30 protein-coding genes and 1 tRNA gene are annotated in these 25,815 nt (G+C 59.5%); 13 read left to right on the plus strand and 18 right to left on the minus strand.

What is annotated here, in order from left to right; genetic code table 11:
* Positions 1–7: 7 nt before the first annotated feature.
* On the plus strand, positions 8–604 hold the full coding sequence (locus ACTG3X_RS10285; RefSeq protein WP_439111179.1) for a histidine phosphotransferase family protein: 597 nt from the start codon (positions 8–10) through the stop codon (positions 602–604).
* On the opposite strand, the gene ACTG3X_RS10290 is transcribed toward ACTG3X_RS10285, so the two are convergent.
* From ACTG3X_RS10290 to ACTG3X_RS10325, 8 genes are all read right to left on the minus strand, one after another.
* Positions 601–1,857: a glutamate-5-semialdehyde dehydrogenase gene (locus ACTG3X_RS10290; protein ID WP_439111180.1), complete on the minus strand. Its 1,257-nt coding sequence runs from the start codon at positions 1,855–1,857 to the stop codon at positions 601–603. The genes ACTG3X_RS10285 and ACTG3X_RS10290 overlap by 4 nt on opposite strands.
* A gap of 14 nt (positions 1,858–1,871) precedes the next feature.
* Positions 1,872–2,996 (minus strand): glutamate 5-kinase, encoded by a 1,125-nt coding sequence (gene proB / locus ACTG3X_RS10295; RefSeq protein WP_439111181.1) that lies wholly within the window; start codon positions 2,994–2,996, stop codon positions 1,872–1,874.
* Positions 2,984–4,021, minus strand: coding sequence for a GTPase ObgE (obgE, locus tag ACTG3X_RS10300; protein WP_439111182.1), 1,038 nt, complete (start codon positions 4,019–4,021; stop codon positions 2,984–2,986). Before obgE ends, proB begins: the two co-directional genes overlap by 13 nt.
* A 32-nt stretch (positions 4,022–4,053) precedes the next feature.
* Positions 4,054–4,593 (minus strand): GNAT family N-acetyltransferase, encoded by a 540-nt coding sequence (locus ACTG3X_RS10305; protein ID WP_439111183.1) that lies wholly within the window; start codon positions 4,591–4,593, stop codon positions 4,054–4,056.
* A 247-nt stretch (positions 4,594–4,840) separates the two neighbouring features.
* The gene (rpmA, locus tag ACTG3X_RS10310; RefSeq protein ID WP_439111184.1) at positions 4,841–5,110 is read right to left on the minus strand and encodes a 50S ribosomal protein L27; all 270 of its coding nucleotides are present in this window, start codon (positions 5,108–5,110) and stop codon (positions 4,841–4,843) included.
* A 21-nt stretch (positions 5,111–5,131) separates the two neighbouring features.
* Complete coding sequence (locus ACTG3X_RS10315; RefSeq protein WP_439111185.1) at positions 5,132–5,743, minus strand: 50S ribosomal protein L21; 612 nt, start codon at positions 5,741–5,743, stop codon at positions 5,132–5,134.
* Between the two features lie 233 nt (positions 5,744–5,976).
* Positions 5,977–6,768: a DUF2059 domain-containing protein gene (locus tag ACTG3X_RS10320; RefSeq protein ID WP_439111186.1), complete on the minus strand. Its 792-nt coding sequence runs from the start codon at positions 6,766–6,768 to the stop codon at positions 5,977–5,979.
* A complete protein-coding gene (locus ACTG3X_RS10325) occupies positions 6,765–7,604 on the minus strand; it encodes a DUF2059 domain-containing protein (RefSeq protein ID WP_439111187.1) in 840 nt (279 codons plus the stop codon). The genes ACTG3X_RS10320 and ACTG3X_RS10325 overlap by 4 nt, the downstream gene beginning before the upstream one ends.
* 173 nt (positions 7,605–7,777) lie before the next feature.
* On the opposite strand from ACTG3X_RS10325, the gene ACTG3X_RS10330 reads away from it, so the two are divergent.
* Positions 7,778–8,848 carry an AbrB family transcriptional regulator gene (locus ACTG3X_RS10330; RefSeq protein ID WP_439111188.1) on the plus strand — a complete coding sequence of 357 codons (1,071 nt, stop codon included), beginning with the start codon at positions 7,778–7,780 and terminating at the stop codon, positions 8,846–8,848.
* A 54-nt stretch (positions 8,849–8,902) separates the two neighbouring features.
* Positions 8,903–9,658 (plus strand): SDR family NAD(P)-dependent oxidoreductase, encoded by a 756-nt coding sequence (locus ACTG3X_RS10335; RefSeq protein WP_439111189.1) that lies wholly within the window; start codon positions 8,903–8,905, stop codon positions 9,656–9,658.
* Positions 9,659–9,745: 87 nt separating this feature from the next.
* Here the strand turns inward: ACTG3X_RS10335 and ACTG3X_RS10340 are convergent, their stop codons facing one another.
* Together ACTG3X_RS10340 and ACTG3X_RS10345 are read right to left on the minus strand one after the other, a co-directional pair.
* Complete coding sequence (locus tag ACTG3X_RS10340) at positions 9,746–10,315, minus strand: YbjQ family protein (protein ID WP_439111190.1); 570 nt, start codon at positions 10,313–10,315, stop codon at positions 9,746–9,748.
* Between the two features lie 133 nt (positions 10,316–10,448).
* Positions 10,449–11,018: a carboxymuconolactone decarboxylase family protein gene (locus tag ACTG3X_RS10345; RefSeq protein ID WP_439111191.1), complete on the minus strand. Its 570-nt coding sequence runs from the start codon at positions 11,016–11,018 to the stop codon at positions 10,449–10,451.
* Between the two features lie 100 nt (positions 11,019–11,118).
* Between ACTG3X_RS10345 and ACTG3X_RS10350 the strand changes: the two genes are divergently transcribed.
* Positions 11,119–11,691, plus strand: a complete 573-nt coding sequence (locus ACTG3X_RS10350; RefSeq protein WP_439111192.1) for a TetR/AcrR family transcriptional regulator — start codon at positions 11,119–11,121, stop codon at positions 11,689–11,691.
* 122 nt (positions 11,692–11,813) lie between these two features.
* On the opposite strand, the gene ACTG3X_RS10355 is transcribed toward ACTG3X_RS10350, so the two are convergent.
* The 3 genes from ACTG3X_RS10355 to ACTG3X_RS10365 form a co-directional block, all read right to left on the minus strand.
* Complete coding sequence (locus tag ACTG3X_RS10355) at positions 11,814–13,631, minus strand: ABC-F family ATP-binding cassette domain-containing protein (RefSeq protein ID WP_439111193.1); 1,818 nt, start codon at positions 13,629–13,631, stop codon at positions 11,814–11,816.
* 42 nt (positions 13,632–13,673) lie between these two features.
* Entirely contained in the window at positions 13,674–14,399 is a 726-nt protein-coding gene (locus tag ACTG3X_RS10360) for a GNAT family N-acetyltransferase (RefSeq protein WP_439111194.1), read from the minus strand.
* Between the two features lie 70 nt (positions 14,400–14,469).
* Entirely contained in the window at positions 14,470–14,934 is a 465-nt protein-coding gene (locus ACTG3X_RS10365) for an outer membrane protein assembly factor BamE (RefSeq protein ID WP_439111195.1), read from the minus strand.
* Positions 14,935–15,012: 78 nt separating this feature from the next.
* Here ACTG3X_RS10365 and ACTG3X_RS10370 point away from each other — a divergent pair, with 78 nt between their 5' ends.
* The 9 genes from ACTG3X_RS10370 (at position 15,013) to ACTG3X_RS10410 (ending at position 22,123) form a co-directional block, all read left to right on the plus strand.
* On the plus strand, positions 15,013–15,576 hold the full coding sequence (locus ACTG3X_RS10370) for a YceD family protein (protein WP_439111196.1): 564 nt from the start codon (positions 15,013–15,015) through the stop codon (positions 15,574–15,576).
* A gap of 171 nt (positions 15,577–15,747) precedes the next feature.
* On the plus strand, positions 15,748–15,954 hold the full coding sequence (gene rpmF, locus ACTG3X_RS10375) for a 50S ribosomal protein L32 (protein WP_439111197.1): 207 nt from the start codon (positions 15,748–15,750) through the stop codon (positions 15,952–15,954).
* Positions 15,955–15,969: 15 nt separating this feature from the next.
* A complete protein-coding gene (plsX, locus tag ACTG3X_RS10380; RefSeq protein WP_439111198.1) occupies positions 15,970–17,097 on the plus strand; it encodes a phosphate acyltransferase PlsX in 1,128 nt (375 codons plus the stop codon).
* Positions 17,094–18,083, plus strand: a complete 990-nt coding sequence (locus ACTG3X_RS10385; RefSeq protein WP_439111199.1) for a beta-ketoacyl-ACP synthase III — start codon at positions 17,094–17,096, stop codon at positions 18,081–18,083. Before plsX ends, ACTG3X_RS10385 begins: the two co-directional genes overlap by 4 nt.
* 117 nt (positions 18,084–18,200) lie before the next feature.
* The gene (gene ihfA / locus ACTG3X_RS10390; protein ID WP_439111200.1) at positions 18,201–18,503 is read left to right on the plus strand and encodes an integration host factor subunit alpha; all 303 of its coding nucleotides are present in this window, start codon (positions 18,201–18,203) and stop codon (positions 18,501–18,503) included.
* A 14-nt stretch (positions 18,504–18,517) separates the two neighbouring features.
* Positions 18,518–19,264, plus strand: coding sequence for a MerR family transcriptional regulator (locus tag ACTG3X_RS10395; protein WP_439111201.1), 747 nt, complete (start codon positions 18,518–18,520; stop codon positions 19,262–19,264).
* An 86-nt stretch (positions 19,265–19,350) separates the two neighbouring features.
* Positions 19,351–19,427: transfer RNA gene (locus ACTG3X_RS10400), tRNA-Pro, on the plus strand.
* A 201-nt stretch (positions 19,428–19,628) separates the two neighbouring features.
* Positions 19,629–20,927 carry a hypothetical protein gene (locus tag ACTG3X_RS10405; protein WP_439111202.1) on the plus strand — a complete coding sequence of 433 codons (1,299 nt, stop codon included), beginning with the start codon at positions 19,629–19,631 and terminating at the stop codon, positions 20,925–20,927.
* A 119-nt stretch (positions 20,928–21,046) separates the two neighbouring features.
* Positions 21,047–22,123 carry a 2'-deoxycytidine 5'-triphosphate deaminase gene (locus ACTG3X_RS10410; protein WP_439111203.1) on the plus strand — a complete coding sequence of 359 codons (1,077 nt, stop codon included), beginning with the start codon at positions 21,047–21,049 and terminating at the stop codon, positions 22,121–22,123.
* On the opposite strand, the gene ACTG3X_RS10415 is transcribed toward ACTG3X_RS10410, so the two are convergent.
* Genes ACTG3X_RS10415 through ACTG3X_RS10435 form a run of 5 tightly spaced genes read right to left on the minus strand, consistent with a single transcriptional unit; the run spans position 22,120 to position 25,793 of the window.
* On the minus strand, positions 22,120–22,281 hold the full coding sequence (locus ACTG3X_RS10415; RefSeq protein WP_439111204.1) for a hypothetical protein: 162 nt from the start codon (positions 22,279–22,281) through the stop codon (positions 22,120–22,122). The two genes, ACTG3X_RS10410 and ACTG3X_RS10415, sit on opposite strands and share 4 nt — an antisense overlap.
* Before the next feature lie 60 nt (positions 22,282–22,341).
* Positions 22,342–23,013 carry an SMC-Scp complex subunit ScpB gene (scpB, locus tag ACTG3X_RS10420; RefSeq protein WP_439111205.1) on the minus strand — a complete coding sequence of 224 codons (672 nt, stop codon included), beginning with the start codon at positions 23,011–23,013 and terminating at the stop codon, positions 22,342–22,344.
* Positions 23,010–23,816, minus strand: a complete 807-nt coding sequence (locus ACTG3X_RS10425; protein ID WP_439111206.1) for a segregation and condensation protein A — start codon at positions 23,814–23,816, stop codon at positions 23,010–23,012. The genes scpB and ACTG3X_RS10425 overlap by 4 nt, the downstream gene beginning before the upstream one ends.
* Positions 23,806–24,816, minus strand: a complete 1,011-nt coding sequence (gene nagZ, locus ACTG3X_RS10430) for a beta-N-acetylhexosaminidase (RefSeq protein ID WP_439111207.1) — start codon at positions 24,814–24,816, stop codon at positions 23,806–23,808. The genes ACTG3X_RS10425 and nagZ overlap by 11 nt, the downstream gene beginning before the upstream one ends.
* On the minus strand, positions 24,813–25,793 hold the full coding sequence (locus ACTG3X_RS10435; protein WP_439111208.1) for an SPOR domain-containing protein: 981 nt from the start codon (positions 25,791–25,793) through the stop codon (positions 24,813–24,815). The genes nagZ and ACTG3X_RS10435 overlap by 4 nt, the downstream gene beginning before the upstream one ends.
* Positions 25,794–25,815 lie beyond the last annotated feature (22 nt).

Consider the following 25,815-nt stretch of genomic DNA (forward strand, 5'->3'; position numbering starts at 1 on the left):
ACCACACGTGACACAAGACACACTTCAAATCGCCCGCCTCATCGGCTCGCGGATTTGCCATGACATTATCAGCCCTGTCGGGGCCATCGCCAATGGCATGGAGCTTGTCGCGCTCACAGGTGCTGCCGAAACACCCGAGCTCGAGCTGATCAACGCCTCTGTCTCAGGGGCCACCGCGCGGATCAAATTCTACCGTATCGCGCTCGGGATGTCCTCCTCCGAGCAAGGCATGGGCGCTTCCGAAATATCGCGCATCCTTGCGGCCTTTTATGCCGACAGCCGCCTGACGTGTGACTGGGCTGTGTCCGAAAACAGCGCCCGCGATGAGGTACAGGCCGCCCTTCTGGCGCTCTTGTGTCTCGCAAGCGCCCTGCCCATGGGCGGCGCGCTCACTGTGGCGCGTGACGCAGACACATGGGTTGTCTCCTCAGAAGGCCAACAGCGCATCAGCGAGCCGCTCTGGCACATCCTCACAGGTGCACCCGCACCAGCCGCGCTTCAGCCTTCCGAAGTGCAATTTGCCATGCTGCCCGAGTGCGCGCGCCTACTGGGGCGCACAGTCAGCTATGACTTGGGCGAAACCGGCACAACCATCCGCTTCTAGCTGCGCACGGTTCCATCGCCCTCGACCAGATATTTGAAACTCGTCAGCTGGGCCGCGCCCACAGGGCCACGGGCATGCATTTTGCCTGTGGCAATCCCGATCTCCGCGCCCATCCCGAATTCGCCACCATCGGCAAACTGGGTCGAGGCATTGCGCATCAGGATCGCGCTATCAAGCCGCTCAAAGAAGCGCGCAGCGGCTGCGTCATCCTCGGTCAGAATACAATCCGTGTGGTTTGAGCCATAGCGGCGGATATGGGCAATCGCCGCATCAATATCGTCCACAACCTTGGCCGCAATGATCATATCAAGGTATTCACAGCCCCAATCCGTGGCGCTTGCGGGCACAACGCCGTCAATTTCGGCGACAGCCGCATCTCCGCGCACTTCGACACCCGCCTGAAGCAGCGCTTTCACAATCCCCTGGCCAATCGTGCCCATCACATCCTTGTGGATGAGCAAACACTCAGCCGCGCCGCAAATGCCTGTGCGCCGTGTCTTGGCGTTCAGGATCACGTTCAGCGCCTTCACAGGGTCCGCCTCGGCATCGACATAGATATGCACAATCCCCTCAAGATGGGCAAAAACAGGCACGCGCGCCTCACGTTGTACAAGGCCCACAAGCCCCTTACCGCCGCGCGGCACAATCACATCGACATAATCTATCATCGTGAGCATCTCGCTCACAGCCGCACGGTCGCGGGTGGGCACAAGCTGGATACTCGCCTCAGGCAACCCGGCAGCGCGCAAGCCCTCAACAAGGCAGGCGTGGAGTGCAGTGGAAGAGTGAAAGCCCTCAGACCCGCCCCGCAAAATCACGGCGTTGCCTGACTTGAGGCAGAGCGCGCCCGCGTCAGCCGTCACATTGGGGCGGCTCTCATAGATCACCCCGACAACACCCAAAGGCGTGCGCACACGGCGAATGTGCAGGCCCGTGGGCCGGTCCCATTCTTCCAGAACTTCGCCCACAGGGTCAGCCTGGCCCGCAACGGCCTTAAGCCCCGCCACGATAGACCCGATACGCGCCTCATCCAGCATCAGCCGGTCGAGCATCGCCGCGCTCAGCCCCTTCTCGGTGGCAAACTCCATGTCTTTGGCATTGGCCGCAATAATCTCGTCACGCTTGGCCCAGACAGCCTCCGCAGCCGTGAGCAAAGCCTGCTCCTTCTGCGCGGATGTGGCAAAAGCGAGCTCTGCCGCCGCCGCTTTGGCCGCGCGGCCCAAGCTCTGCATCATGTCGCCAATATCTGTCATCGCCTCGCCCTTTGTTAAACTGTCAGCGCCATATCATCACGGTGGATGAGCGCCGCACGCCCGATATAGCCCAATATCGCTTCAATCTCGTCACTCTGGTGGCCCATGATCGCGCGGGCCTCCTGCCCTGTGTAGCGCGCCAGCCCGTGCCCCAGCACAAGCCCCGCCGCATCACAGATTTCAACAGGCTCACCGCGGCCAAACTCACCGCTCACAGCCCTCACACCCGCAGGCAAAAGGCTCTTGCCGCCCGCGAGCGCCTTGGCGGCCCCCGCATCCAGCACAATCCGCCCTTGTGGCTTCATCGAGGCAATCCAGCGCTTGCGCGCCGCTTGCGGATCTCCTTCAGCCACAAATAGCGTATGGGCCGCCCCCGCCTCAAGCGCGCTCAGCGCATGGGGCTTTGTGCCCAGCCCGATCATCATGGCGCAGCCAGCGCCTGTGGCTGTCTTGGCCGCAAGCAGCTTGGTTTTCATCCCGCCCTTGGAGAGGCCTGTGCCTGCATCACCAGCCATCGCCTCGATCTCGGGGGTGATCTTTTCGACCACATCAAAGCGCGTGGCACTCGGGTCAAGCGCGGGGCTGGCCGTATAGAGCCCGTCAATATCACTGAGCAAAACCAAGAGATCCGCGCCCACCGTCACAGCCACTTGCGCGGCCAAACGGTCGTTGTCGCCATAGCGGATCTCATCTGTCGCGACGGTGTCGTTTTCGTTCACAATCGGAACAACCCCGAGGCTCAAGAGCTGCTCAAGCGTGGCGCGCGAATTGAGATAGCGCCGCCTGTCGGCACTGTCTTCCAGCGTCACAAGTACTTGCCCCGTGGTGATCCCGTGTGGCTCCAGCACCTCTTCATAGGCCCGCGCAAGGCGGATCTGGCCAACAGCCGCCGCCGCCTGCGACTGCTCCAGCGCCAGTGCGGCCCGTGGCAGCCCGAGCACCTCGCGCCCAAGCGCGATAGAGCCTGAGGACACAAGCACAACATCCTGCCCCCGTGTCTTCATCGCGGCCACATCAGCGGCAAGGCTCTTGAGCCAGTCGAGCTTTAAGCCCCCTGCATCAGGGTCAACCAGAAGGGCCGAGCCGATTTTGACAACAACACGCTTTGCCGTGCCAAGGTCCGTCTTCAGGGCTGCCATGGCTGGGGTTCCTCTCCCAAGGCAGCCTCCGCCGCGCGCCCGTCATTGATGGTTGTTCTCAAGACACGCAACACATCGGTCACGCCCTCGCCGGTGACACCTGACATCAACATCAGCTTTGCCCCCGTCGCCGCCTCGATCTCTTCCTTGAGGAAGATACGCTCTTCAGCGTCAAGCGCGTCTATCTTGTTGAGCACGGTCACGCGCGGCTTTGTCGCCAGCTCGCCACCATAGGCCTCAAGCTCGCCGATGATGGTTTTGTAATCCCCCACAGGGTCACCAGAGGTGCCGTCGATCAGGTGCAACAGCACAGCGCAGCGCTCAACGTGGCCAAGGAAACGCACACCAAGGCCAACACCTTCATGCGCCCCAGCGATCAGGCCGGGAATATCCGCGATGACAAACTCGGCCCCATCCACGCCCACAACCCCGAGGTTGGGGTGCAGCGTGGTAAACGGGTAATCCGCAATCTTGGGGCGCGCGTTTGATGTGGCGGCCAGAAATGTGCTCTTGCCCGCATTGGGCAGGCCCAAAAGGCCCGCATCGGCAATCAGCTTGAGGCGCAGCCAGATCGTGCGCTCCACACCGTCCTGCCCGGGGTTGGCACGGCGCGGCGCCTGGTTGGTGGACGATTTGAAATGCAGGTTCCCGAAGCCACCGTTGCCGCCCTTGGCAATGCGCAAGCGCTGGCCCAGCTCGGTGAGGTCGGCAATCACGGTTTCGCCGTCATCTTCCAGAATCTCGGTGCCCACAGGCACGCGCAGGATGATGTTTTCACCATCTTTGCCCGTGCGCTGGCTGCCCATGCCTGCTTGGCCGTTGTTGGCAAAAAAGTGCTGCTGATAGCGGAAGTCGATCAGCGTGTTGAGCCCGTCAACCACCTCGATCCAGACATCGCCACCGCGCCCGCCATCGCCGCCATCAGGGCCACCATATTCGATAAATTTCTCGCGTCGGAAGCTGATACAGCCCCCCCCGCCCGAACCTGAGCGAATATAGACCTTTGCGAGATCAAGAAATTTCATGTCGTCTCCTTAGCCCGCAGTGCAGGCAGCGCTCATGCGAGCTTATAAATATAGGTCCAAGTGGGCACGGTCGCATTGCGCGCCACACTGAATGTCTCGGCATCCCCGATATAGTCAAAACCAAGCTTCGTCAAAACCCGCGCCGAAGCGGGGTTGTCTTGAAACACGCTTGCAAAAATCGTCTCACTGGCCTGAGGGTTGGCCTTGATCAGCGCCTCGACAGCGGCCGAGGCGATCCCTGTGTTCCAGAACGCAGGGGCCACCCAATAGCCGATCTCGCTCTGGTTGCGGTCCATCCGCTTGAGCGAGAGCAGCCCCATCAGGCTTGGCCCTTTGTCCTTGCTAGCATCAATCGCCCAGACATCTTCGCTGCGCTCGGGGTGCTGGGCGCGGGCAATAAACGCCTCGGTGTGTGCAGGCGGCAAAGGGTGCGCAATGCGGCTGGTGTTCTTGGCCACACGGGCATCGCCCGCATAAAGCTCAATCAGCCCCGCATCCGAAACCTGAAGGGGGCGTAAATCAAATTCACCTGCAACAACAGTTTCTTGCGCGTTCTCTTTAATGTCTTTCATCGGGTACTCTTTCAAAATGAAACCCCTTTAAACGCCACAGTAAAGACCACTGCGCCACAAGGCACAAAACGCCTCTGCACAAGCGAACAGCCCCGCGCTTGCTCTACAAACGCGGGATTTAAAGCCTGAACCGCGCAATCAGCGCGTGATACTGTCACGGAAACGCTCATTCTTGAGCTCCAGAATACGCAAAAAGGGATCGGCGCTAAACCGATCCCCTGTTTTGTCTTAAAACCTTAAGGTCGGGTTACTCAGCAGCCTCAGCCGCCGGCAGAACCGAAATAAAGGTACGGCCTTTGAGACCTGTGTGGAACTTTACGTTGCCATTGGCTGTTGCGAAGATCGTGTGATCTTTGCCCATGCCAACGCCTGCGCCCGGCCAGAACTTTGTGCCGCGCTGACGCACGATGATGTTCCCACCGATGACAACTTCGCCACCGTATTTTTTTACACCAAGACGGCGACCCGCTGAGTCGCGACCGTTACGGGATGAACCGCCAGCTTTTTTATGTGCCATATCGTTTCTCTCCTACTGCGCTTACTTCGACATCTCAGCGGCTTGTGCAACCCACTCGGGCTTCACTTTCACTGCGTCAAAAGTGTCTACGTCTACTTTTGCGAGGGCTGCAAAAGTTGTGATACCTGCGTCTACAAGCTTCTTCGCTGCGGCCGGGCCAACACCTGTGATCTGTGTCAGATCATCGCCTGCTGCCGCCGGGGCTGCTGCTTTTGGAGCCGCTGCTTTTTTGGCTGCTGGTGCCTTGTCTGCTGCAGCAACAGCCGCACCAGAAACAGAACCGGCACCGATAGCTGCCTTAACGCCAGTCTTATCACCACCTTTTTCAAGGATCTCGGTGATGCGCAGAAGCGTGAGCTTCTGACGGTGACCAACAGTCCGCTTGGATGAGTGCTTACGGCGGCGCTTAACAAAGTTAATCACCTTTTTGCCTTTGATCTGGTCGATCACCTCGGCCTGAACGGCAGCGCCGTCAACCATAGGTGCGCCAACAACAGTGGTTTCGCCACCAAGCATCAGAATTTCGTTGAACTGGATTGTTTCACCAGCGTCAGCTGCAAGCTTCTCAACACGGAGCACGTCGCCCGATTGAACTTTATATTGCTTGCCGCCTGTTTTCAGGACCGCGAACATGGGTCTTTCCTTTTGTCATCCGCGTTCTGTGGCCCCGCCTTTGCGGTGTTGTGGATAAGGGCTTTGCCCGTCTCCGCCGTCGAACAGCGCGCTCTCTTTCAGAGCGTCATTAATATAATACCCAAGGGGTTTCCCCCTCTGGTTCGGCGCTTATCGTGAATTGCCCTGCCCAAGTCAAGCACGTTTGGCAAAGAAAATTGGCCCAAACGCCCGCTCAGACGCGCTTTTGCGCCCTAAAGGTCTTCCCCGAGGATCTGCACAGAAACCGCCAGGCCAAGCGCATAGCTCAAGTCCTTATAAAGCGCGCCGTAGCCGTCAAAAAGCGCCGCGTTCAGCGCAGCGCCCGCATCACTCTCGGAAAACGCGGTATAGGCGGCAAGGTCGTCGCGCGCCACATCGCCATAGGCCGCGCAAAGATAGCCCGAAAGCCACGCCTCAAGCGCCACACGAATTTCAGGCACCCGCGCCTGAACCTCAGCCAGAACCTCGCTTTCTGCCATCTCAAAGACACCGCCCTCCACAAGCCCGCGGTAAAAGGCGAGATCAGAGTTGAGCGTGCCTGCCACATTGCGCTCCAAAAGATCGTTCACACGGGCAAATTCCAAAAGCGCATCCGCGCGCTCTTCAGGCTCAAGGCAGGCCTGCGCCGCCGCGTCTTCGGCGCCCTCAACGAGCAAAGCGCGCCGCGCTTCAAGCTCGGCCACCACCAGCCGCTTGCCCTGCGCACTCTCAAAAAAAGCGAGCGCCGCCGCAACATCGGTCTCCTCGAAGCGCGCAGCCATAGCCGAGCGCACGCGCGCCACCATCAGGTCACGGTCATAGAGCCGCGCCAGAATAGCTTGCCATGCCGCGCCGCCCCCTTCGGGCAGCATGGCCTCGCCCACGGTCTCGCCATACTCCAGCAGCTCTTCGCGGATCACATCGGTCAGCTCACTGGCGCCAAGCGCCACAAGCAAGTCATCCACAGGCTCGGCCTGCGCCTGTGCAGCCCAAAGCGCAAAAAATAGTGCACCGAGCGCTCTCAAAGCTCTTCGCTCGGGCTCAGCTCTGCCATGCGCAGCGCCAGCTTTTCATAGCGATCTGCCATCAGCGCATATTGCACACCGTTCATCAGCTCATAGACTTTTTGCATCAACGGATGCTCCAGCGCCTGGGCATAGGCCTCGACCTCCTCATCGGCAAAGCTCTCATAAATCCGCGCCGAGCCTGCGAGCGAGGCCGCTTCGATCTCGAGCGCCATTTCGCTGGCCTGCTCTTCCATCAAACCGCGCAACACGGCCTCATCAATACGGTTGATCACCCCCGCATCCGAGGCCGCCAGCAAAAAGCGGATCTGCACCTCTTGTGCGGCCTTGATGCCGATGTTTTCAGGGTCAATCGCCACATTCATGCGCTTGAAAGTGCCAAGCCGCGCGCTGCCCGTTTCGACCATATCCGCCACAAGCGCCTCGCCGCGCAGCGTGTCCTCGGGAGTGTCTTCCACCGCATGGGCCGCATTTTCCACCGCAACAAGCCGCTGCCCCAAATCAGAGGCATAAAAAGCCGCCGCATGATCAAGCATCTCGTTGCTCAGCGCTTGGCCCAAAAGCTGCTTGGCATCCCGGCGAATGTCTTGCGGGTCAAAGACCTCATCCGCCAGCGTGGTCCAGCGCAGGCCGAAGTCATCGGCCTCCATACCCAGAATCTGCGGCGCATTGGTCGCGCCCACGCGCATACTTTCCAGCGCCACATCAAAGCCTGTGACCTCCAGAAACGCTTCCAGCTTCCCCTCGTCAGCCTCGGCTTGGGCCGTTGCTGCGGCAAAGCCGAACAGCAGTGTCAAAACAACAAACGCAACGGGGCGCAAATCAACTCGTCTCATAAAGCCGCCTTTCAGGATCGGTACCGTTTCAACCTAGTGCAATGGCGCGCCTGTTCAATCAAAAAGACCGCGGCCCGCGCGCCGCTTTCGCAAGAAACCGCCGCTCGCCCCCCATTGCAAACCCGCGCGCCATCCTTAACAGTTGAATAAACGTCCAAGACCGAAAGCCTAAGATGCCGCTCGCCCGCCACCTGCCCCCACATCTGCCGCAAACGGCCTTTCTGCTCATCATCGGGCTCGTCGGCGCTGTGCTGGCCGAGGCGCTCGGCCTGCCGCTGCCGTTTTTGCTTGGCCCGCTTCTGGCCACCGCGCCCGTGGCGATCTTTGCAAGCGCGCGCCTCCCCCGGGGCTACAGCTTTCCCACGGATGTGCGCGTGCCCTTTATTGCCCTCATCGGTGCCGTGATCGGCGCACAAGTCACGCCTGAGCTTGTCGCGTCGCTCCACGATCTTTTGCCCTCGCTTGCGGCCATTGTCGCCTTTGTGCTGCTGGCCCAAGGCCTGAACTATGTGCTCTTTCGCTATATCGGCGGCTATGATGCCGCCACAGCCTTCTACTCGGGCGCACCGGGCGGCCTGATCGAATCTATCGCCATGGGCGAAGCCTCGGGGGCCGATCAGCCCACGCTGATCGCCCAGCAGTTCTTGCGCATCATCTTTGTGATCACCCTTGTGCCCATGGGCCTCTCGCTCTGGCTTGGCTACCCTGTGGGCAGCGCGGGCGGGCTGAGCTTTAACACCGTGCCCGTCACACCTGTGATGTATCCGCAGGCCGCCGTGATCCTTGGCCTCGGCCTCGTGGCAGGGCGCGCACTGCGCCTGCCCGCCTGGCAGCTCACGGGCGCGCTGCTTGTGTCGGCTGGCTTTGCGCTCTTGGGCGCGCCACTGGCCCTGCCCAACTGGATGGTGCTTCTGGCCCAGCTCGTCGTGGGCACATCGCTCGGCATGCGCTTTGCGGGCCTCAAACTGCGCACGCTGCGCCGCTCGCTCTGGCTCTCGCTTGTCTCGATCACACTTATGCTCGCGCTCGGGGCCGCCCTTGCCGCTCTGCTGGTCGCCCCGACAGAGCAACCCTTCAAAACCCTCTTCATCACCTTCGCCCCCGGCGGCGTCAATGAAATGGCCCTTGTCGCGCTCAGCCTTGAGGCCAACCCCGCCTTTGTCACCCTGCACCACATCTTTCGCATCATCATCACGGTGCTTTTGCTCGGCGTTGTGTCCAAGCGTGTCTTCAAAGTTGACTGACCTCCCCTCCGCAGGTTATTGAACGCTTGTTCATTTACAGCAGGGAGAGACACCATGCAGCTCACAGCCACCAAAGCCGTCATCACAGGCGGTGCCTCAGGCCTCGGCGAAGCCACCGCGCGCCACTTTCGCAGCCTCGGTGCCCAAGTCACCCTGCTTGACCGCGACGCAACGCGCGGCAAGGCCGTAGCGGAGGAGATCGGCGCATATTTTGCCGAAACCGATGTCACCGACGAGGCCAGCACCGCCGCCGCCATCGACACAGCCGTCACAGCCATGGGCGGGCTCACCTGCGCCATCAACTGCGCGGGTATCGCGCCCCCTGCCAAGACACTGGGCCGTGATGGGCCGCATCCGCTCGCGCTCTACCAAAGCGTGGTCGATATCAACCTCGTTGGCTCCTTCAATGTCGCCCGCCTCGCCGCTGCGGCCATGGCCAAAGGCGCACCCGATGCAAACGGCGAGCGCGGTGTGATCATCAACACCGCCTCCATCGCGGGCTTTGAAGGGCAAAAAGGCCAAGTCGCCTATGCCTCCTCCAAAGGCGGCATCCTCGGCATGGTGCTGCCCATGGCGCGTGACCTCGCGCGCGACAGCATCCGCGTCATGGCCATCGCCCCGGGTATCTTCGCCACACCCATGCTCAAAGGCCTGCCGCAAGACGTGCAGGACGCGCTGGCCAAAGATGTCACCTGCCCACAGCGCCTTGGAGACCCGGCCGAATACGCCAAGCTGGCCGCCTTCATCGTGGAATCAGGCTACCTCAACGGCACCTCCATCAGGATCGACGGCGCACTGCGCATGCAGTGACAACAGCTAAAATCAGAGCATGCGCCCGCCCCGTGGAGGTGGTTCGGGCGCAGCAAAACCAAAGATTTGGCTGAAATTGCCATCTAGCTAGGCCTCTGAAGTATTCAGAGCCTCTTTTTCAAGCTTTACCGCCGTGCCGCTAGCGATGACAAAAAGCATTGTCGATCCAGTGGCCCCTATTTCTTGATAGTCCAGACTGACGCCAACCACCGCATCAGCACCAACACGAGCCGCCTCAGACCTGAGTTCGTCAAGAGCCTGAAGCCTTATATCCTTCAGGGCAGTCTGTATTGTGTTGCTGCGACCACCAACAACATTCCGCACGCCTGCAAGGATATCTTTGAACACGTTCATCCCGACAACAACCTCTGCTGCGACGATCTCCAGCCGCTCGGAAACAGGCAAATTGTGAGCAGTCTCAGTTGTCAGAATTATCTTCCTCAGCGCTTCAGATATCCGCAACGGCCTCAAGGCCTTCTCTGCTTGTAGCTTTCTGATATTTTGGTCTTCTTTGCGCTTTTCGGCCTGCTCGGCTTTAAGTTCATCTACAGTTTTACCGCGCGCACGGGCTTCAAGAAATACTGCGTGGCATTTTCCACATCGCCCTTTAAAACTCTCCGCTGGCGTGATGTCTTTTTCGCAATCCAAACACTTCATTTGTTACCCTCAGCAATAGTCATTCAACTACCAATATGCCTCCTTAACCACTCTGCAACCAACGAAAAAGGCGCGCCTCTCTTTATGAGATGCGCGCCTTCATTTTGCCCAGCCAAAAGCCGGGCCTGTCAGATCACACCTTCAAAGGCGTCTCGCCACGTTCCCATGCCAGCGGCTGGAAAACGGCGTCCACAGGCGTTTCGGCCACGTGGTTGATGTAGTTTGACATGGTCTTTTGGGCCAAACCAAGGATCACATCCAGAACCGCGCGGTGGCCATAGCCTGCATCAAAGAATGCCTGCATCTGGGCTTCAGACACATTGCCGCGCTCCCGCACCATTTGCACAGTAAACGTGCGCAGCGCTTCCAGTTTGGCGTTGCCAAGCGGCGCTTCTGTGCGCAGCGCTTCGGTCAGCGCGTCAGACACTTTCATCATCTTGGCGATGCCCGTGTGCGCAGGCACGCAGTAGTGGCAGCTGTGCTCGACGTTGATCGACTGCCAGACAACTGTCAGCTCGTCTGCGTCAAAGTCGGTTTCTGTGAAGAGCTTGTGCAACAGCTGGTAGCCTTCATAAGCCTGTGGGCTTTCGGCCAGAACCTTGTGCAAGCCAGGAAGGCGGCCAAAGGCTTTTTGTGAGGTCTCAAGCAGCGGCTTTGAGGCTTCGGGGGCTGTTTCAAGGTCGTGTGATGGGAAGTTCAGCATGATGACATCTTTCAAAAAAGTGGCGTATGGCTCTCTTTAGGCTTTCTTGAGTGATCACTCAAATATATAATTGAGTGATCGTTCAACTATAGGTGATCACGTGCCCCGCAAGCCGAACTACAACAAAGACGAGCTGATCGAGCGCGCGCGCGACCTGTTTTGGCAGCGCGGCTGGGCGGGCACCTCCCTCAAAGATCTGGAAGCGGTGCTTCAAATGAAACCGGGCAGCTTCTATGCCGCCTTCGGCTCCAAAGATGCGCTGTTCAAGCTCGCCATGGAAAAATACGCCGCCGACGGGCGCGCGCGCCTCTCCTCGCTGGCCGAGGCACATGGGCCGCTGAAAGCGTTGCAGCAGTTTCCGCAAATGGCCATCGACAATGACAAGGCCCCGACAAAGGCCTGTATGCTCTCCAAAACCTTGCTGGAGCTGCAAGCCCAGAAGCACCCTCTGGCCCAAGACGCCAACCAGCTGCTCCTGAACATGGAGCGCCAGTTTGCCAGCCTCTTTGAGCGCGCCCAAGCCGCGGGCGATATCACCCGCACCCAAACGCCCGAAGCCCTCGCGCGGCGCTACCAGTCTGATCTCTTGGGTCTGCGCGTCTCGGCCGAGCGCGACGGTGTCGATGCCAAAGCCATCGCAGCCGAGATCGCGGAGAGCCTCACACAATTGTGAGGCGCAAGCCTGCCAAAAGGTTAACAAAAACGCGTTTCAACGACTCACCTTAGGCGGTGCACAGGGGGTGCACGCTTTGTGCACGCATGTCACCCCCCGGTTTTCAGGGGGGCGGCCAAAGCCTAACCCGCCCGTTCGGCCTTTTCTTCAAGCATTAACCACTCCTCTTCCGAGGCGGCCAGAAGCGTCTGACGCGCCACCAGCGCTTCGGTGGCTTTCTTGAACTTTACAGGCTCTTTGGTGAAAAGATCGGGCTGTGCCAGCAGCTCCTCGAGCTTGCCAATCTCCGCTTCAATCCGCGCCATCACGCTGGGCAGCTCTTTCAGGCGGTGCTCTTCGGTAAAGCTCATCTTGGGCTTTGCCTTGGCCTTTTCTTTCTTGGCTTTGACCTTGGAAGCTCTTGAATTGTCTTGCTTATCCCAGTCGTCACTCGTGGGGCGCTGCGCCTGATAATCACTCCAGCCGCCGGCATAGACAGTTGCCTTGCCATCGCCTTCCATCGCCACGGTCAGGTTTGCGACACGGTCCAGAAAGTCACGGTCGTGGCTGACAAGCAGCACCGTGCCGTCATAGTCATCGAGAATTTCCTGCAACAGATCGAGCGATTCCACGTCCAGATCATTGGTCGGCTCGTCGAGCACCAAAAGGTTGCTCTCGCGTGCCATGAGTTTGGCCAGCAAAAGCCGCGCCTTCTCACCGCCCGACAGCGCCTTGACAGGCCCCCGGGCCTGACCCTCTTCAAAGAGAAATTCTTTAAGGTATCCAACAACATGGCGGGGCATACCGCGCACCATGATCTGGTCGGCCTTGCCCGAAACGCGCATGTCAGGGTCGCCTGTCAGACTGTCCCAAAGGCTCATCTCGGGGTCAAGCTGGGCGCGCGCCTGATCAAAGACCGCCGCTTCCAGATTGGTGCCCAGTTTGACTGTGCCCGAATCAGGATCTTCCTGTTTCATCAAGAGCTTAATCGCCGTTGTCTTGCCAACACCGTTCGGCCCGACAAACGCAATACGGTCGCCGCGCTGCACGGTGATGTCAAAATCTGTTAGGATTTGCTTGTCACCATAGCGCTTGGACACGCCCACCGCTTCAATGACCTTTTTGCCCGAAACCGGCCCCGACGCAAACGCCATACCGGCCGTGCCCTGACGGTTAATCTGGCTCGCGCGCTCATCGCGCAGCTCGGCCAAAGCGCGCACACGGCCCTGGTTGCGCTTGCGGCGCGCGCTGATGCCCTCTACGGCCCAGCGGGCCTCGGCTTTGATCTTGCGGTCAAGCTTGTGGCGGGCTTGGTCTTCTTCGTCCCAAAGCTTGTCGCGCCAAGCTTCGAAATGCTCGAAGCCCTGCTCGTTTCTGCGCACTTTTCCTCTGTCAATCCAAAGGGTTGCGCGCGTAAGCTCACGCAGAAATGCGCGGTCGTGGCTGATCAGAACAAAGGCTGTTCGGGTGGCTTTCAGCTCGCTTTCAAGCCAGCGGATCGCCTCGATATCAAGGTGGTTTGTCGGCTCGTCCAGCAGCATAAGCTCGGGCGCTTCGGCCATAAGCTTGGCCAGCGCCGCGCGGCGCTTCTCGCCGCCCGAAGCTGTCTCCACAAGGCGCTCGGGGTCAAATTTGAGGCCCTCGCCAGCCCGCTCCACACGGTAAAGCTCACCCGGCTCAAGCCCGCTTGATGCATAGTCGCCCAGCGTCATAAAGCCTGTCATATCAGGCTCTTGCTCCATATAGCCGACCTTAACACCCGGCCCTGCCACAACGTCGCCTTTGTCCGTTTCGACAAGCCCCGCCATGACTTTCATGAGCGTTGACTTGCCCGAGCCGTTACGCCCGACAAGCGCGACTCTGTCGCCCGCCTGAACGGTGGCCGAAAGGCCATCAAAAACGGGGTTTCCACCAAATGTCAGTGAGACATCGTTGAGCTGTAAAAGGGGTGCGCGTGCCATAGGCTGAGCGCTATCTGCACGCGCGCGCGCCGTCAAGCGCTCTCACGCCGCAGAGACGCGCAAAAGCCGTTTTCGCCCCTCAGGCATGCGCGCCACATCCAGCGCTGTAAACACATGCAAGCGGTTCATATCATGGTCAATCACCGCATGGTCACTGACCCAGCCCCCCATCGCAATATAACTGCGCAACAGGCCCGGCATCTGCGCCAGCCCGCGCCTGAAGTCGGCTTGCTCCGCTCCCTCGTCAAACCGGTAGACAGCCTGCGCCTTGATGTGCGGGCGCAGCGCCTCGGGGCCAAGGTATCGGGCTTTCAGAAGTGCCATACTGTCCGCATGGGCAGCAGGCTCAACACCCGCAAAAGACGCACAGCCAAAGAGCGTTTTGATCGCCTTTTCATCGACATAGCGCGTCAGAGCAGCCCACGCCACGCGCACAACGTCAGGGTCTCGCACCCCGGGTGCAATGCAAAAGCGCCCAAGCTCCAGCAGAGGCCCCGCTTGGGCTCTCAGCGGCTCAAGCCCGTAAAACTGCGCCGAATAGCTCGCCAGAATCTGGGCCTCATCGGCGATATCCATGAGGCGAAAACAGCCCACCACCTGCCCTGCGCCCGTTTCTATAAGGATATGATGTGCTCTCTCGTCAAAGGCGTCACAGTCGCGGCCCGTTCGGCCATAAAAGGCCAGATGCCGCAGCGCCTGTGCGCGGCGCACATCCGCCTCACTGGAAGCTATGCGCACATGATAAGACCCTTTGTTAAAGGATTTCATACCCAACCCGTTTCACAAATACTCTGCGTGTCTGGCCCCAGCATAGAGGGCACGGGCGCAAGGGAAACGCCTAGTTAAACGCACCGGGGCTGATGCGGCCAATGCTGCCAATCAACTGACGCAGGAACGTGTTGTCAGACACACTTGATTCGGTCACACGGCGCGACAGCATCACAGCCTTGCCATCCTGAAGCGAAAAACGCTCGATATTCTGCACAAGACCCGCCTCTGTGAAGCTGATCGCAAGCACCTCGCGCTCTATTTCCTTGGGCCGCAGCGCCCCGAAATGGCGCACGCGGCTTTTTACATAGTAGTAGCCACTGTCATCCAGAATACCCGCCGTAGACGGCACACCAACGGTGTCAGCCACGCTCTCACGGGAATCAACACCCACCACAATCTCGGCCACTTCCCCCTCTGTCGGGACATATCCGTGGTCACGGTATGTGGCCGCACAGCCGCTAAGCGTCATGAAAACAAGCCCAAGCAGCACAAATGCCAATCTCTGTCGAACAGTGGTGATGATAGGTTTCATGTGTGCCCTCTTGTGTCGGCCGTCTCAGCCTCTTATCCCGATTACTAAGGAAAAGCCCCCAATTCAAGGAGCCGTGCAGTGGCCGAAGACTTTCAAGACATCTCAGTGATACCTGTTTCGCGCCTCTCCGCCAATCAAACATACAGCTTCACGCTCCCCTTTACCGACGAGATGCGCGCCAGCCTCGCAGGCGAGCTTGATCTTCTGGCGCTGAAGAAACCGAGCCTTAAAGGCACGCTAACCCCAGATGGCTCTGACGACTGGCTGCTCAAGGCCCGCTTTGGCGCGACAGTCCAACAAGCCTGTGTCATCACGCTGGCCCCTGTCACAACGCGCATTGATGACACTGTAGAGCGGCTGTTCGTGCGCGCCCTGCCCGACTTCGGGGATCTTGAGGAAGATGCCGAGGTCGAAATGCCCGATGACGAGCGCGTTGAAGCCTTGGGCAACACCATTGAGCTTGTAGATGTGTTTCGCGAGGCCCTCGCGCTCGCGCTGCCGCCTTATCCGCGTGCCGAAGGCGCCGAACTTGAAGAAGCTGTGTTTACCGAAGAGGGCAAGGAAGCCCTCACAGATAAAGACACAAAGCCCTTCGCAGGCCTTGCTGCCTTGAAGGCCAAGCTGCAAACGCCCGAGGATTAATCCGAAATTCCGACTTGCAACTTATAGCTTTCCCGCTATTTTCGCGCGCTCTGACCAATTTAGGGTTGGACACTCTCAGCGCTTTTGCATATGAGCAGTCTGAACCCGAAACGCAGGGCTTCGCCCTTCTGAAACTGGGCTCTTTTGCCCCTAGATAATTGAGGTTGTGACATGGCTGTCCAACAGAACAAAGTCTCCAAATCGCGCCGCAACAACCGCCGCGCCCACGATAGCCTTACGGCTGCAAACCCAAATGAGTGCCCGAACTGTGGCGAACTCAAGCGACCACACCACGTGTGCCCTGATTGTGGCCACTACGCCGAGCGCGAAGTGATCGCGATGGCGGACGAAGTCGAGATCGACGAAGACGCGGCGTAAGCCGAGGCTTAACACATGAGCCAGACAGTAACGACATCGCCTGCACTCGAAACACCGCAGGCGGAACGTATTGTCATTTCGGTTGATGCGATGGGCAGTGACAAAGGGCCAGCGGCAGTCGTCGCTGGCTGTTCCCGTTCTGCCAAAGAAAACAAGTCGACGTTCTTTTTGTTGCACGGTCGCAAAAGCGAGCTTGAGCCCCTTGTGGCGCGCAAGAAAAGCTTGCGTGGCAGGTGCACAATCGTGGATGCCGAAGATGTTGTCGAAATGAACGACAAGCCTGCGCAAGTCATGCGCACTGGCAAGTCCACGTCTATGTGGTCTGCGCTGGAAAGCGTGCGCAAAGGCGAAGCCACGGTTTGTGTGTCTTGCGGCAACACGGGGGCGCTTATGGCGCTCTCTGTCATCCGCTTGCGCAAGATACCGGGTGTCTACCGCCCAGCTATTGGCGTGCTTTGGCCCTCGCGCAACCCGCAGGGCTTTAATGTCATGCTGGATGCGGGGGCCGATATCCGCGCTGACGAGCGCGACCTGTTACAATATGCTCTGATGGGCGCATCTTATGCGCGCAACGGCCTCAACCTTGAGCGCCCCCGCGTGGGCCTGCTCAATGTCGGCACCGAAGAGTTCAAGGGCCGCGCCGAAATTCAGGCCGCCAACGAACTTATCGCCGAAAACGCCGACGCCGCGCGCTTTGACTATGTCGGCTTTGTCGAGGGCAGCGACCTGCCGGGCAAGACATGTGATGTCATCGTCACTGACGGCTTCACCGGCAATATCGCTCTCAAGACAGGAGAAGGCACCGCGAGCCTCATCCGGGATCTGCTGCGCGAAGCCTTCAACTACACTCCACTGTCCCGTCTTGCAGCCCTGCTTGCCTATACATCCCTCAAACGTCTTGGCCGTCGTATTGACCCGCGCCAGGTCAACGGGGGTGTTTTCTTGGGCCTCAACGGCACTGTGGTAAAGTCACACGGCTCCGCGGATGCCACAGGCGTTGCCGCCGCAATCAAGCTGGCCAGCCAGCTCGCTCAGTCAGGCTTTAATGAAAAACTCGCCGCGCGCATCTCGGCTGCCACCATGCTGGCAGGCGAATCTGGCCAAGACCACGGCGACGAAACAACAGATGAGGCCTCCAAATGACCCAGCCTACAGCCCCCCAACGGGCCGTTGTCGTCGGATATGGTCACTACCTGCCCGAACGCGTTGTGGAGAATGCCGAGTTTGAAGCCTCGCTTGAAACAAGCGACGAGTGGATTCGCACACGGTCAGGCATCGAGCGCCGCCACTTTGCAGCCGATGACCAACACACATCAGACCTCGCAAGCGAGGCCGCCAAAGCCGCGCTCAAAAATGCAGGCCTTGAGGCCAATGATCTGGACGCAATCGTCGTGGCCACTTCTACGCCCGACCTGACATTTCCCTCTGTTGCGACCATGGTTCAGCAGAAAATCGGTATGGAGCGCGGCTTCGGCTTTGATGTTCAGGCCGTCTGCGCGGGCTTTGTCTTTGCGTTGTCCACAGCCAACGGGCTGATCCTTTCGGGTCAGGCCAAGCGGGTTTTGGTGATCGGAGCCGAAACCTTCAGCCGCATCATGGACTGGACAGACCGTGGCACCTGCGTGCTCTTTGGAGATGGCGCAGGTGCGCTCATTCTTGAGGGCCAGGACAGCAACGGCACGACCCAAGATCGAGGAATTCTTGCCAGCGACCTTAATTCTGACGGACGCTACAAAGAGATGCTGTTTGTTGATGGCGGCGTCTCGAGCACAGGCACATCCGGCAAGCTGCGGATGCAAGGCAATGCGCTTTTCCGCCAAGCTGTTGAAAAGCTGGCCTCGACAGCCGAGACGGCCCTTGGCAAAGCCGGCCTTGCGCACGCAGATGTCGACTGGATTGTCCCGCATCAGGCCAATATCCGCATTATCCAGGGCACCGCCAAAAAACTCGACGTGCCAATGGAGCGCGTTGTGCTGACAGTGCAGGATCACGGCAACACGTCCGCCGCCTCTATCCCGCTCGCGCTTTCGGTGGGTGCGGCTTCGGGCAAGATCAAGGCTGGCGATCTGGTTCTCACCGAAGCCATTGGCGGCGGCCTGGCTTGGGGCGCGGTTGTCATCCGTTGGTAAGCGGACCTATCGGCCACTGAAAAACCGCTCTGCAAGTCATTGATATTGACTCGGAATCTGTCTCAGGCCTATTCTGCCTCAAAGGTGGTCTGCCAACGTACCGCCATGGGGGATAGTATGACTGAAAAAACACTCACACGTATGGACCTGAGCGAAGCTGTATTTCGCGAAGTCGGCTTGTCGCGCAACGACAGCGCTGATTTGGTCGAAACCGTACTCCAGCACGTCTCTGATGCGCTGGTGTCAGGCGAGCAGGTCAAGATCTCGTCTTTCGGCACATTCTCGGTGCGCCAAAAGACAGCCCGCGTGGGTCGCAACCCCAAAACCGGCGAGGAGGTTCCGATCAACCCGCGCCGCGTGTTGACCTTCCGACCGTCTCACCTGATGAAAGACAGAGTCGCCGCAGGCAACAAACGCTAGGAGCGCTCTAAAGCATGGCAAAATCAGCCGACGCCTTTCGAACCATCAGTGAAGTTGCCGAATGGCTTGAGCTGCCCAGCCACGTGCTGCGCTTCTGGGAGAGTAAATTCACCCAGATCAAACCTGTAAAGCGCGCAGGCGGACGGCGCTATTACCGCCCTGCCGATATGCTGCTGCTTGGCGGAATCAAACAGCTCCTGCATGATGATGGCATGACCATCAAAGGCGCCCAGAAAGTGCTGCGCGACAAGGGTGTCAAAGAAGTTGCCAAGCTCTCGCAGCCACTTGACGGCGACAGCGCGCTTGATGACACCGACACCATTCTTGGCATCGATCAAACACCCAAAACCGTGCCCGATGCACCGTTTATTGAGGCTGAAGCCCCGGATGCGGCCGCTGACGTTATTTCTTTTGCACACCGCACGCCGGCGCCCGAGCAAGAGCCTGAGCTGGCGTTTGAGTTGGAAGACGACACCCCCGCGCCCGCCACAGCCGCACCGTCTCAGGACACCCCAACCACACCTGAAGACGAGCCTGTGAGCACAAAGCCCTCAGAGTTGCCCGCGTTTCTGCGCCCCTCAGGTGAAGCCTCGGCCCCCGTTTCTTTCACCGTCGATGTGCCTGACGACCCGAGCGATAGCGAGCTTGATGTGCCTGCAGGTATCCTGAGCAATCTGGCCGCGCTCACAACCGAAATACCGCCCGAAATGCGGCAGGGTCTCATCGCGGCGCAAAGCGCGCTCAGAGCGCTGTCGGCCTAGGCCATCCACAGCCGTTGCTTTGGTGCCAACCGCGCGCAGATTTGCCCTTGCCCTCGCGCGCAATTCCTCTATGAAGCTGCCTTAGTCGGGCTATAGCGCAGCCTGGTAGCGCGTCCGTCTGGGGGACGGAAGGTCGCAGGTTCGAGTCCTGCTAGCCCGACCATTACCTCCCCTGACAGAAACGACCGTTACCAGCCCTTTTGAAAACAGACTGTTTCCGCTCAAAGAGATCATGGTGAACCGTTGCTTAAGACAACGGAAACATTATGTATTAAATCAAGTTTAAGTGCTCGAGAGATTCGGGCATCGGTATTTTGTCACGAGTATCGCGCCACATTACGAGCGCGCTTTGGAGTAGCCAGTTGTGCCCATCGAAACAAATCAGTTCTTTTTCGGCAATTCTCTCGTCAACTATTCAGAAGGCGGCGCGGAGACCAATGTCCCCTATTGGCTCAGCGAGCTGACCCTCGCCTCGGGTGGCACCTACTCTGTCAACGGCGGCTTCGGCTTTTTGCGCCAGTTCGCCGACCGTGACACCCCCAGCAACGAATGGGGCTTCAACGGCGTCAGCGCCGACTGGGACAGTGACACAGCCAGTTTCCAGGACATTGATTTCACACAAATCATCATAACACCTGGCAATTTCATCCAACAAACCAGCCCCGATACAGACTATCCGGGCGATACGGTCAGCCCGCTGGATGCCACCGAAACACTGCTTGCCAATGTTCTGCCCTTGCAACCTGATGCGCAGATTTTTGTTTATGAAGGCTGGGCCGATCTGGCCGAGTTCTCCGAGGCCTTTCCGCCCAGTGACAGCACCATGGAGCGCTACTATGCGCACAACCAAGAGAGCTACCACGACTGGTATGTCGACTATGTCACCGAGCTGAACACAAGCTTCCCCGAAGCCGAGATAACGCTCATCCCCGTGGCCCCCGTGCTTTCGGGCCTTTTGGCCGAAGACGGGCCGCTCAGCGAGATTGCAACAACAGATCTCTTCGTTGACAGCGCGCCTCATGGCACAGAGACAACCTATTTTCTCGCAAGCCTGATCACCTATCAAGCCACCAATGGCGAGCCCGCGCCAGCTGACTTTCAGATCCCTGACAACATAGATCCACTGGTCGTGCAGAACTTCACCGAGGTGCTGGACTTCATCGAAGTCGAAACCACCAGCTACATCGAGGCCGCAGGGGGCACGATTGTCCCAACCGACCCCGACGACGAGGTTGACCTAGTCGAACCAGAGCCGGAGCCGGTTGATCCGGAACCAACACCAGAGCCCGTCGAGCCTGAGCCAACACCAGAACCTGTCGAGCCTGAGCCGACACCAGAACCCGTCGAGCCTGAGCCGACGCCAGAACCTGTCGAGCCTGAGCCTGATGAAGACGATGACCTGCTCTGGCGTGGCACCCCTGTTGAAAACGGTGTGACCATTGCCGACCTTCAGGCCGCCGAAGCGCTCTACTGCACAGCCGACCAAATCGCAGCCGCCGATCTGTTCTACTCGGCGCCGACCGATACGGGCCTAGGCTTCCCCACAGTGCCAATGAGCCGCAGCATGGAAGAGGCCAACGGCCCTTACCAAGACGATGAAGACAGCGCCGACAGCGCGCCGCTCAGCGCGAGCCTGAAGACAATGCTGACGGACATTCTCTAAATTCAGCCCCTCTCAAAATCCAAAACGCGCGCCTCCCGGGCGCGCGTTGCATTTTTGGCCTGCCTATTTGCCAAAAGCTTGCTAAAAGCTCTGCAAGTTTGCCCTCGAAAGGACACAGCATGACAGGCGTTTTGGCCAGCCAGCAACTTCACGCATTGACCAGCGCAGGAGCGATCATTGCCCAAGCGCCCTATGCCGAGGGCCAGGTCCAGCCTGCCAGCCTTGATCTGCGTCTTGGAGCGCGCGCTTGGCGTGTGCGGGCCTCTTTCCTCGCGGGCGCAGGCCGCACGGTGGCTGAGCGCCTTCAGGAATTCGAGATGCACCAGATCGACCTCACCCAAGGCGCGGTTCTGGAAAAGGGCTGTGTCTATGTGGTCGAGCTGCAAGAAAGCCTTGCCCTGCCAAACGATATTCAAGCCGTCGCCAATGCCAAAAGCTCGACAGGCCGCCTTGATCTTCTCACGCGCACCATCACAGACGGTGGTGAAGAGTTTGACCGCGTGCCAGCAGGCTACAGAGGGCCCCTATACGCCGAAATTTGCCCCCGCTCCTTCTCGGTGCTTGTGCGCCCGGGGATGCGCCTCAACCAGATCCGCTTTCGCAGCGGCCAAGCCACGTTGAGCGACGCGGACCTGCGCAGCCTGCACGCAACAATCCCCCTCGTGGATGGCAGCGAACCACTGATAGATGACGGCCTCGGCTTCTCTGTCGATCTGCGCCCCAAAGACAGCACGCTCGTCGGCTACCGTGCCAAGCCACATACAGGCGTCATTGATCTGGACAAACTGGGCCACTACGCCCCCGAAGATTTCTGGGAAGAAGTGCGCAGCAAAACCGGCCAGATCATCCTTGATCCGGGCGCATTCTACATCTTGGTCAGCAACGAGGCCGTTTGCATCCCGCCCGATTATGCCGCTGAAATGTCGCCTTATCTGGCCATGGTCGGCGAGTTCCGCGTGCATTATGCGGGCTTCTTTGATCCGGGCTTTGGCTACGCACCTGCGGGCGGCTCAGGCTCGCGGGGGGTGCTTGAAGTGCGCTGCCACGAAAGCCCCTTTGTGCTGGAGCATGGCCAGATCGTTGGCCGCTTGGTCTATGAGCGCATGTCCGAAACACCCGCCGACCTCTACGGCACAGGCATCGCCTCAAACTATCAGGGCCAAGGCCTCAAGCTCTCAAAGCATTTCAAAAGTTAAAACCGGCCCACGCGGCGCGACATGCGGGCCGCTTTGTTGAGGTTTTTGGTGGCCGCGCCACCACCTTTTTTGCCTGCACTCATGCGTTTTGCAGCCGCAGTCATGCCTTTGCGCATGATCATGCGCAGCACCATGTTGATCAACCTGTTCGCGTTCATCCGTGCCTCCTCTGCCTGCTCCCGCTCACTATAGCCGTCGATTGTGCGAAAAATAAGGCGTCAGTCTTCAAAGAGCTCGCTCTGGCCTTCAAGGGCTTCCTCGGCCAAGTCCTCATCACCTGCCCCAAGCGTGGGCATATGGTTGGGGGGCAAGCGGCTTTCCAGCAGGCCCGAGGCGCGCAGCTCTTTGAGCCCCGGCAAATCTCGCGCCGATTCCAGCCCGAAATGGTCCAGAAAGTCCTGTGTCACCACAAAGGTAACAGGTCGTCCCGGGGTCATCTTGCGCCGCCCGAAGCGGATCCACTCCATCTCCAACAGCTGGTCAACCGTCCCACGGCTCACACTCACACCCCGGATTTCTTCGATCTCGGCGCGCGTGATCGGCTGGTGATAGGCAATAATCGCCAACGTCTCGATCGCGGCGCGGCTGAGCTTGCGGGTCTCGACCGTTTCTTTCTGCATCAGAAACGACAGGTCAGGTGCCGTGCGCATCGCCCAGGCATCGCCCACTTTCACCACCCGCACACCGCGCCCCTCATAGCGCTTGCGCAAATAGACAAGCGCCTCGGCCGCATCACTGCCGTGCGGCATCCGCGCGTTGAGTTCGGCCACAGTGACTGTCTCGCTTGAGGCAAACAAGATCGCCTCGACCATCCGCTCCTGCTCGGCAATGGGGGGGGCCTCAAAGAGGCTTTCTTCTTTTGTATCAACAGGCTCTATCGCATCATTCATGTTTCATCACGTCCTTCGCTTCGGTGGCGCAGCTCAATGGGCGCAAATGTGTCCGACTGGCGCAGCTCCACGCGGCCCTCTTTGGCCAGCTCAAGCGAGGCCGCAAAGGTCGAGGCCGTGGCCGAGCGTATCCGCGCCGCGTCTTTGTTCCAGCCCTCGGGAATATAGCTCGAAATATCGGTCCAGTTGCCCGCATATCCGATCAGCCCGCGCATCCGCTCGAGTGCGTTTTCCAGCGTAAACAGCGCATCGCGATCCATCACAAACGGGCGGAATTCGTCGCGCGTGCGCATCCGTGAGTAGCCCTGCATCAAATCCATCAGCGTGGCCGTATAGGTCACACGCTTCACACGCGTCACATCCTCAGGCACCCCGCGCGCAAAAAAGTCGCGCCCCAGCCTGTCGCGCGCCATCAGCCGCGCCGCCACATCGCGCATCGCTTGCAAACGTTCCAGCTGAAAGGCGAGATGCGCGGCCAGCTCCTCGCCGCTCGGCCCCTCTTCGGAGGGGTCAGGCGGCAACAAAAGCCGCGACTTAAGGAAGGCGAGCCAAGCCGCCATCACAAGATAATCTGCCGCCAGCTCGATGCGCAGCGACTTGGCGCGCTCAACAAAGGCAAGATACTGCCGCGCGAGCTGCAAAATGCTGATCTTGGTCAGGTCTACTTTCTGGGTACGCCCCAGCATGAGCAGAACATCAAGCGGCCCTTCAAAGCCATCGACATCAATAATGAGCGCCTCGGCATTGAGCCGCTCCGCAACACTTAGGGTCTTCTGATCTTCTTCAAATAAATCAGCTGGCATTCACGCGCCCATTCAAAAGCGCTTCAAGCTCGGCGTCTAGCGCCGAAATGTCAATATCTTGGGGTGATTTGCGCTGCTCCAGCGCGTTTTCAGCGCGTCTTTGGGCCTCATCGGTCATCTCGCCCGCCGCATCTGCCACTGTCATGCGCTCTTTCAGCGTTCCGTTGCAGTGCAAGATCACATCACAGCCCGCCGCAAGCGCCGCGCGGCTGAGCGTGCCCAAATCGCCCTCAAGCGCTTTCATCGAGATATCATCCGTCATGATCAGCCCGTCAAAGCCAAGGTCGTGACGGATCAGATCCATCACCGTTTTGCTCAGAGTGGCGGGCTGGTCGTCAATCTGCGGGTAGCGGATATGGGCCGTCATGCCCATCGGGATATCTGAGAGCGCAGCAAAGGGCGCGCCATCTGTCGCAATCAGCTCGTCGCGGCTGATGTTGACACTGGGCAGCTCAAAGTGGCTGTCGGCCTGTGCCCGTCCGTGGCCGGGGATATGCTTTGCAACAGGCAGCACGCCGCCCTCAAGCAGTCCTTGGCTGGCGGCGCGGCCAATCTCGCTGATCATGTCAATATCAGTGCCATAGCAGCGGTTGCGCAGAAAATCGTGGGTCTCGTCAAAGGCAATGTCGAGCATGGGCGCGCAGTTGCTATCGATCCCGCAGCGCCTCAATTCTTCTGCAATCAGGCGAAAGCGCAGATAAAAGCTGCGCGCGGCCTGCTCACCGGCCCGTGTCGCCTGCTCCAAAGGGGGCAGCCATTCGCGCCAAAGCGGCGCACGCAGGCGCTGTACGCGCCCGCCTTCCTGATCAATCGTGATGGGCGCATCGCGCCCCACGGCGTCCCGCATCTGGTTACACAGGCGGTAGAGCTGCGTCTCGCTCTGCACATTTCTGGCAAACAGAATAAAGCCAAACGGGTTTGCATCGCGAAAAAACGCGCGCTCCTCGCGGCTTAGCTCCACCCCGTCAGCATCAAGGATGCTCGCGCCAAAACGGCTCATTTGCTCACCACAGGGATACAATCGGCCCGTTCAGCCAGAAGGGCCGCACAAAAGCGGCGCGAGTCTGACAGATCGGCAAAGCCCATTGCGCGCAAGCGGAAGAACGTGCGCCCACCGCTCTCGGCGCGCTGCACAACCGAGCTTTTGCCCTCGAAATACTCTTCAAACCGTGCGGTCAGGCGCGTCCATTCGCGCTCTGCAACCTCTTCTGAGTCAAACGCACCCAGCTGCACGAGCCGCGTTCCCGCAGGCACACTCACTGCCGCCGCAACAGCCTCAGTCACGGCACTGGCAACAGTCGCACTGGCGCTGGCCTGAAGCACCTGGGGCCGCAGCTTGGGGCGCAAGGATGTCATGACAACGCTTTCCAAAGCAGGCTCAGACGCGGCTTCAGCCGCCACATCCGCGATAGATGCAACAGGCTCAACAGGCGCTTCCACCGCCACAGGCATAACCGCCTCGGGGGCCTCTTCTGGTGCGGCCTGCCCGGCCAGCGGCGCAACTCCATCGGCCAGCTGCTCGGCAAGCGCACGAATAGAGGCCATTTGCGGGGTCAGCGGCTCGGCGTCCTCAGGCTGCATTGTCTCAACGGCAGCACTGGGGCTTGGCGTTTGGGGCACAACAGTGTCCGCCAAGGGCTGGTCTTCGTCCAAAAGGTTCACAGGTGCGGGCGCCAAAACAAGCCTGTCAGCAGGTTTCTCTGCACCGCCTTGTGCCATAACTTCATTCACCGAAAGCCCCTGATGCGCCGCTGTCGTGCCGCCGGGCGTTTCGGGGGCCACGCGCATCGGCTCGCTTGAGGCCGCACGCACCACAGGCACACCGCTCACGTCACGCGACAAGACACCGTATCCCCAGACACCAACCCCGACCATCAACCCAAGCGAAACAACCGCGCCTGCGTAATTTGTCAGTGTTGAGAAGTTCTGCGTGCCAGAACGCGCACGCTCAGCTCCGCCATAAGGGAGTTCCGCCATCGTTTGCCTCATCTTTTGGTGC

This window comes from Lentibacter sp. (genome assembly GCF_965658795.1).
Taxonomy (GTDB): domain Bacteria; phylum Pseudomonadota; class Alphaproteobacteria; order Rhodobacterales; family Rhodobacteraceae; genus Lentibacter.

What these genes read in the sequence shown, in the direction of transcription:
- rpmA (WP_439111184.1), bottom strand. Translation starts at nt 5,110, where the DNA reads ATGGCACATAAAAAAGCTGGCGGTTCATCCCGTAACGGTCGCGACTCA.
- ACTG3X_RS10325 (WP_439111187.1), bottom strand. Translation starts at nt 7,604, where the DNA reads ATGAGACGAGTTGATTTGCGCCCCGTTGCGTTTGTTGTTTTGACACTG.
- ACTG3X_RS10355 (WP_439111193.1), bottom strand. Translation starts at nt 13,631, where the DNA reads ATGGCACGCGCACCCCTTTTACAGCTCAACGATGTCTCACTGACATTT.
- ACTG3X_RS10315 (WP_439111185.1), bottom strand. Translation starts at nt 5,743, where the DNA reads ATGTTCGCGGTCCTGAAAACAGGCGGCAAGCAATATAAAGTTCAATCG.
- ACTG3X_RS10340 (WP_439111190.1), bottom strand. Translation starts at nt 10,315, where the DNA reads ATGAAGTGTTTGGATTGCGAAAAAGACATCACGCCAGCGGAGAGTTTT.
- ACTG3X_RS10425 (WP_439111206.1), bottom strand. Translation starts at nt 23,816, where the DNA reads ATGCCAGCTGATTTATTTGAAGAAGATCAGAAGACCCTAAGTGTTGCG.
- ACTG3X_RS10305 (WP_439111183.1), bottom strand. Translation starts at nt 4,593, where the DNA reads ATGAAAGACATTAAAGAGAACGCGCAAGAAACTGTTGTTGCAGGTGAA.
- ACTG3X_RS10410 (WP_439111203.1), top strand. Translation starts at nt 21,047, where the DNA reads ATGACAGGCGTTTTGGCCAGCCAGCAACTTCACGCATTGACCAGCGCA.
- ACTG3X_RS10415 (WP_439111204.1), bottom strand. Translation starts at nt 22,281, where the DNA reads ATGAACGCGAACAGGTTGATCAACATGGTGCTGCGCATGATCATGCGC.
- ihfA (WP_439111200.1), top strand. Translation starts at nt 18,201, where the DNA reads ATGACTGAAAAAACACTCACACGTATGGACCTGAGCGAAGCTGTATTT.
- ACTG3X_RS10360 (WP_439111194.1), bottom strand. Translation starts at nt 14,399, where the DNA reads ATGAAATCCTTTAACAAAGGGTCTTATCATGTGCGCATAGCTTCCAGT.
- ACTG3X_RS10345 (WP_439111191.1), bottom strand. Translation starts at nt 11,018, where the DNA reads ATGCTGAACTTCCCATCACACGACCTTGAAACAGCCCCCGAAGCCTCA.
- proB (WP_439111181.1), bottom strand. Translation starts at nt 2,996, where the DNA reads ATGGCAGCCCTGAAGACGGACCTTGGCACGGCAAAGCGTGTTGTTGTC.
- ACTG3X_RS10435 (WP_439111208.1), bottom strand. Translation starts at nt 25,793, where the DNA reads ATGGCGGAACTCCCTTATGGCGGAGCTGAGCGTGCGCGTTCTGGCACG.
- obgE (WP_439111182.1), bottom strand. Translation starts at nt 4,021, where the DNA reads ATGAAATTTCTTGATCTCGCAAAGGTCTATATTCGCTCAGGTTCGGGC.
- rpmF (WP_439111197.1), top strand. Translation starts at nt 15,748, where the DNA reads ATGGCTGTCCAACAGAACAAAGTCTCCAAATCGCGCCGCAACAACCGC.
- ACTG3X_RS10330 (WP_439111188.1), top strand. Translation starts at nt 7,778, where the DNA reads ATGCCGCTCGCCCGCCACCTGCCCCCACATCTGCCGCAAACGGCCTTT.
- plsX (WP_439111198.1), top strand. Translation starts at nt 15,970, where the DNA reads ATGAGCCAGACAGTAACGACATCGCCTGCACTCGAAACACCGCAGGCG.
- ACTG3X_RS10290 (WP_439111180.1), bottom strand. Translation starts at nt 1,857, where the DNA reads ATGACAGATATTGGCGACATGATGCAGAGCTTGGGCCGCGCGGCCAAA.
- ACTG3X_RS10335 (WP_439111189.1), top strand. Translation starts at nt 8,903, where the DNA reads ATGCAGCTCACAGCCACCAAAGCCGTCATCACAGGCGGTGCCTCAGGC.
- ACTG3X_RS10365 (WP_439111195.1), bottom strand. Translation starts at nt 14,934, where the DNA reads ATGAAACCTATCATCACCACTGTTCGACAGAGATTGGCATTTGTGCTG.
- nagZ (WP_439111207.1), bottom strand. Translation starts at nt 24,816, where the DNA reads ATGAGCCGTTTTGGCGCGAGCATCCTTGATGCTGACGGGGTGGAGCTA.
- ACTG3X_RS10385 (WP_439111199.1), top strand. Translation starts at nt 17,094, where the DNA reads ATGACCCAGCCTACAGCCCCCCAACGGGCCGTTGTCGTCGGATATGGT.
- ACTG3X_RS10395 (WP_439111201.1), top strand. Translation starts at nt 18,518, where the DNA reads ATGGCAAAATCAGCCGACGCCTTTCGAACCATCAGTGAAGTTGCCGAA.
- scpB (WP_439111205.1), bottom strand. Translation starts at nt 23,013, where the DNA reads ATGAATGATGCGATAGAGCCTGTTGATACAAAAGAAGAAAGCCTCTTT.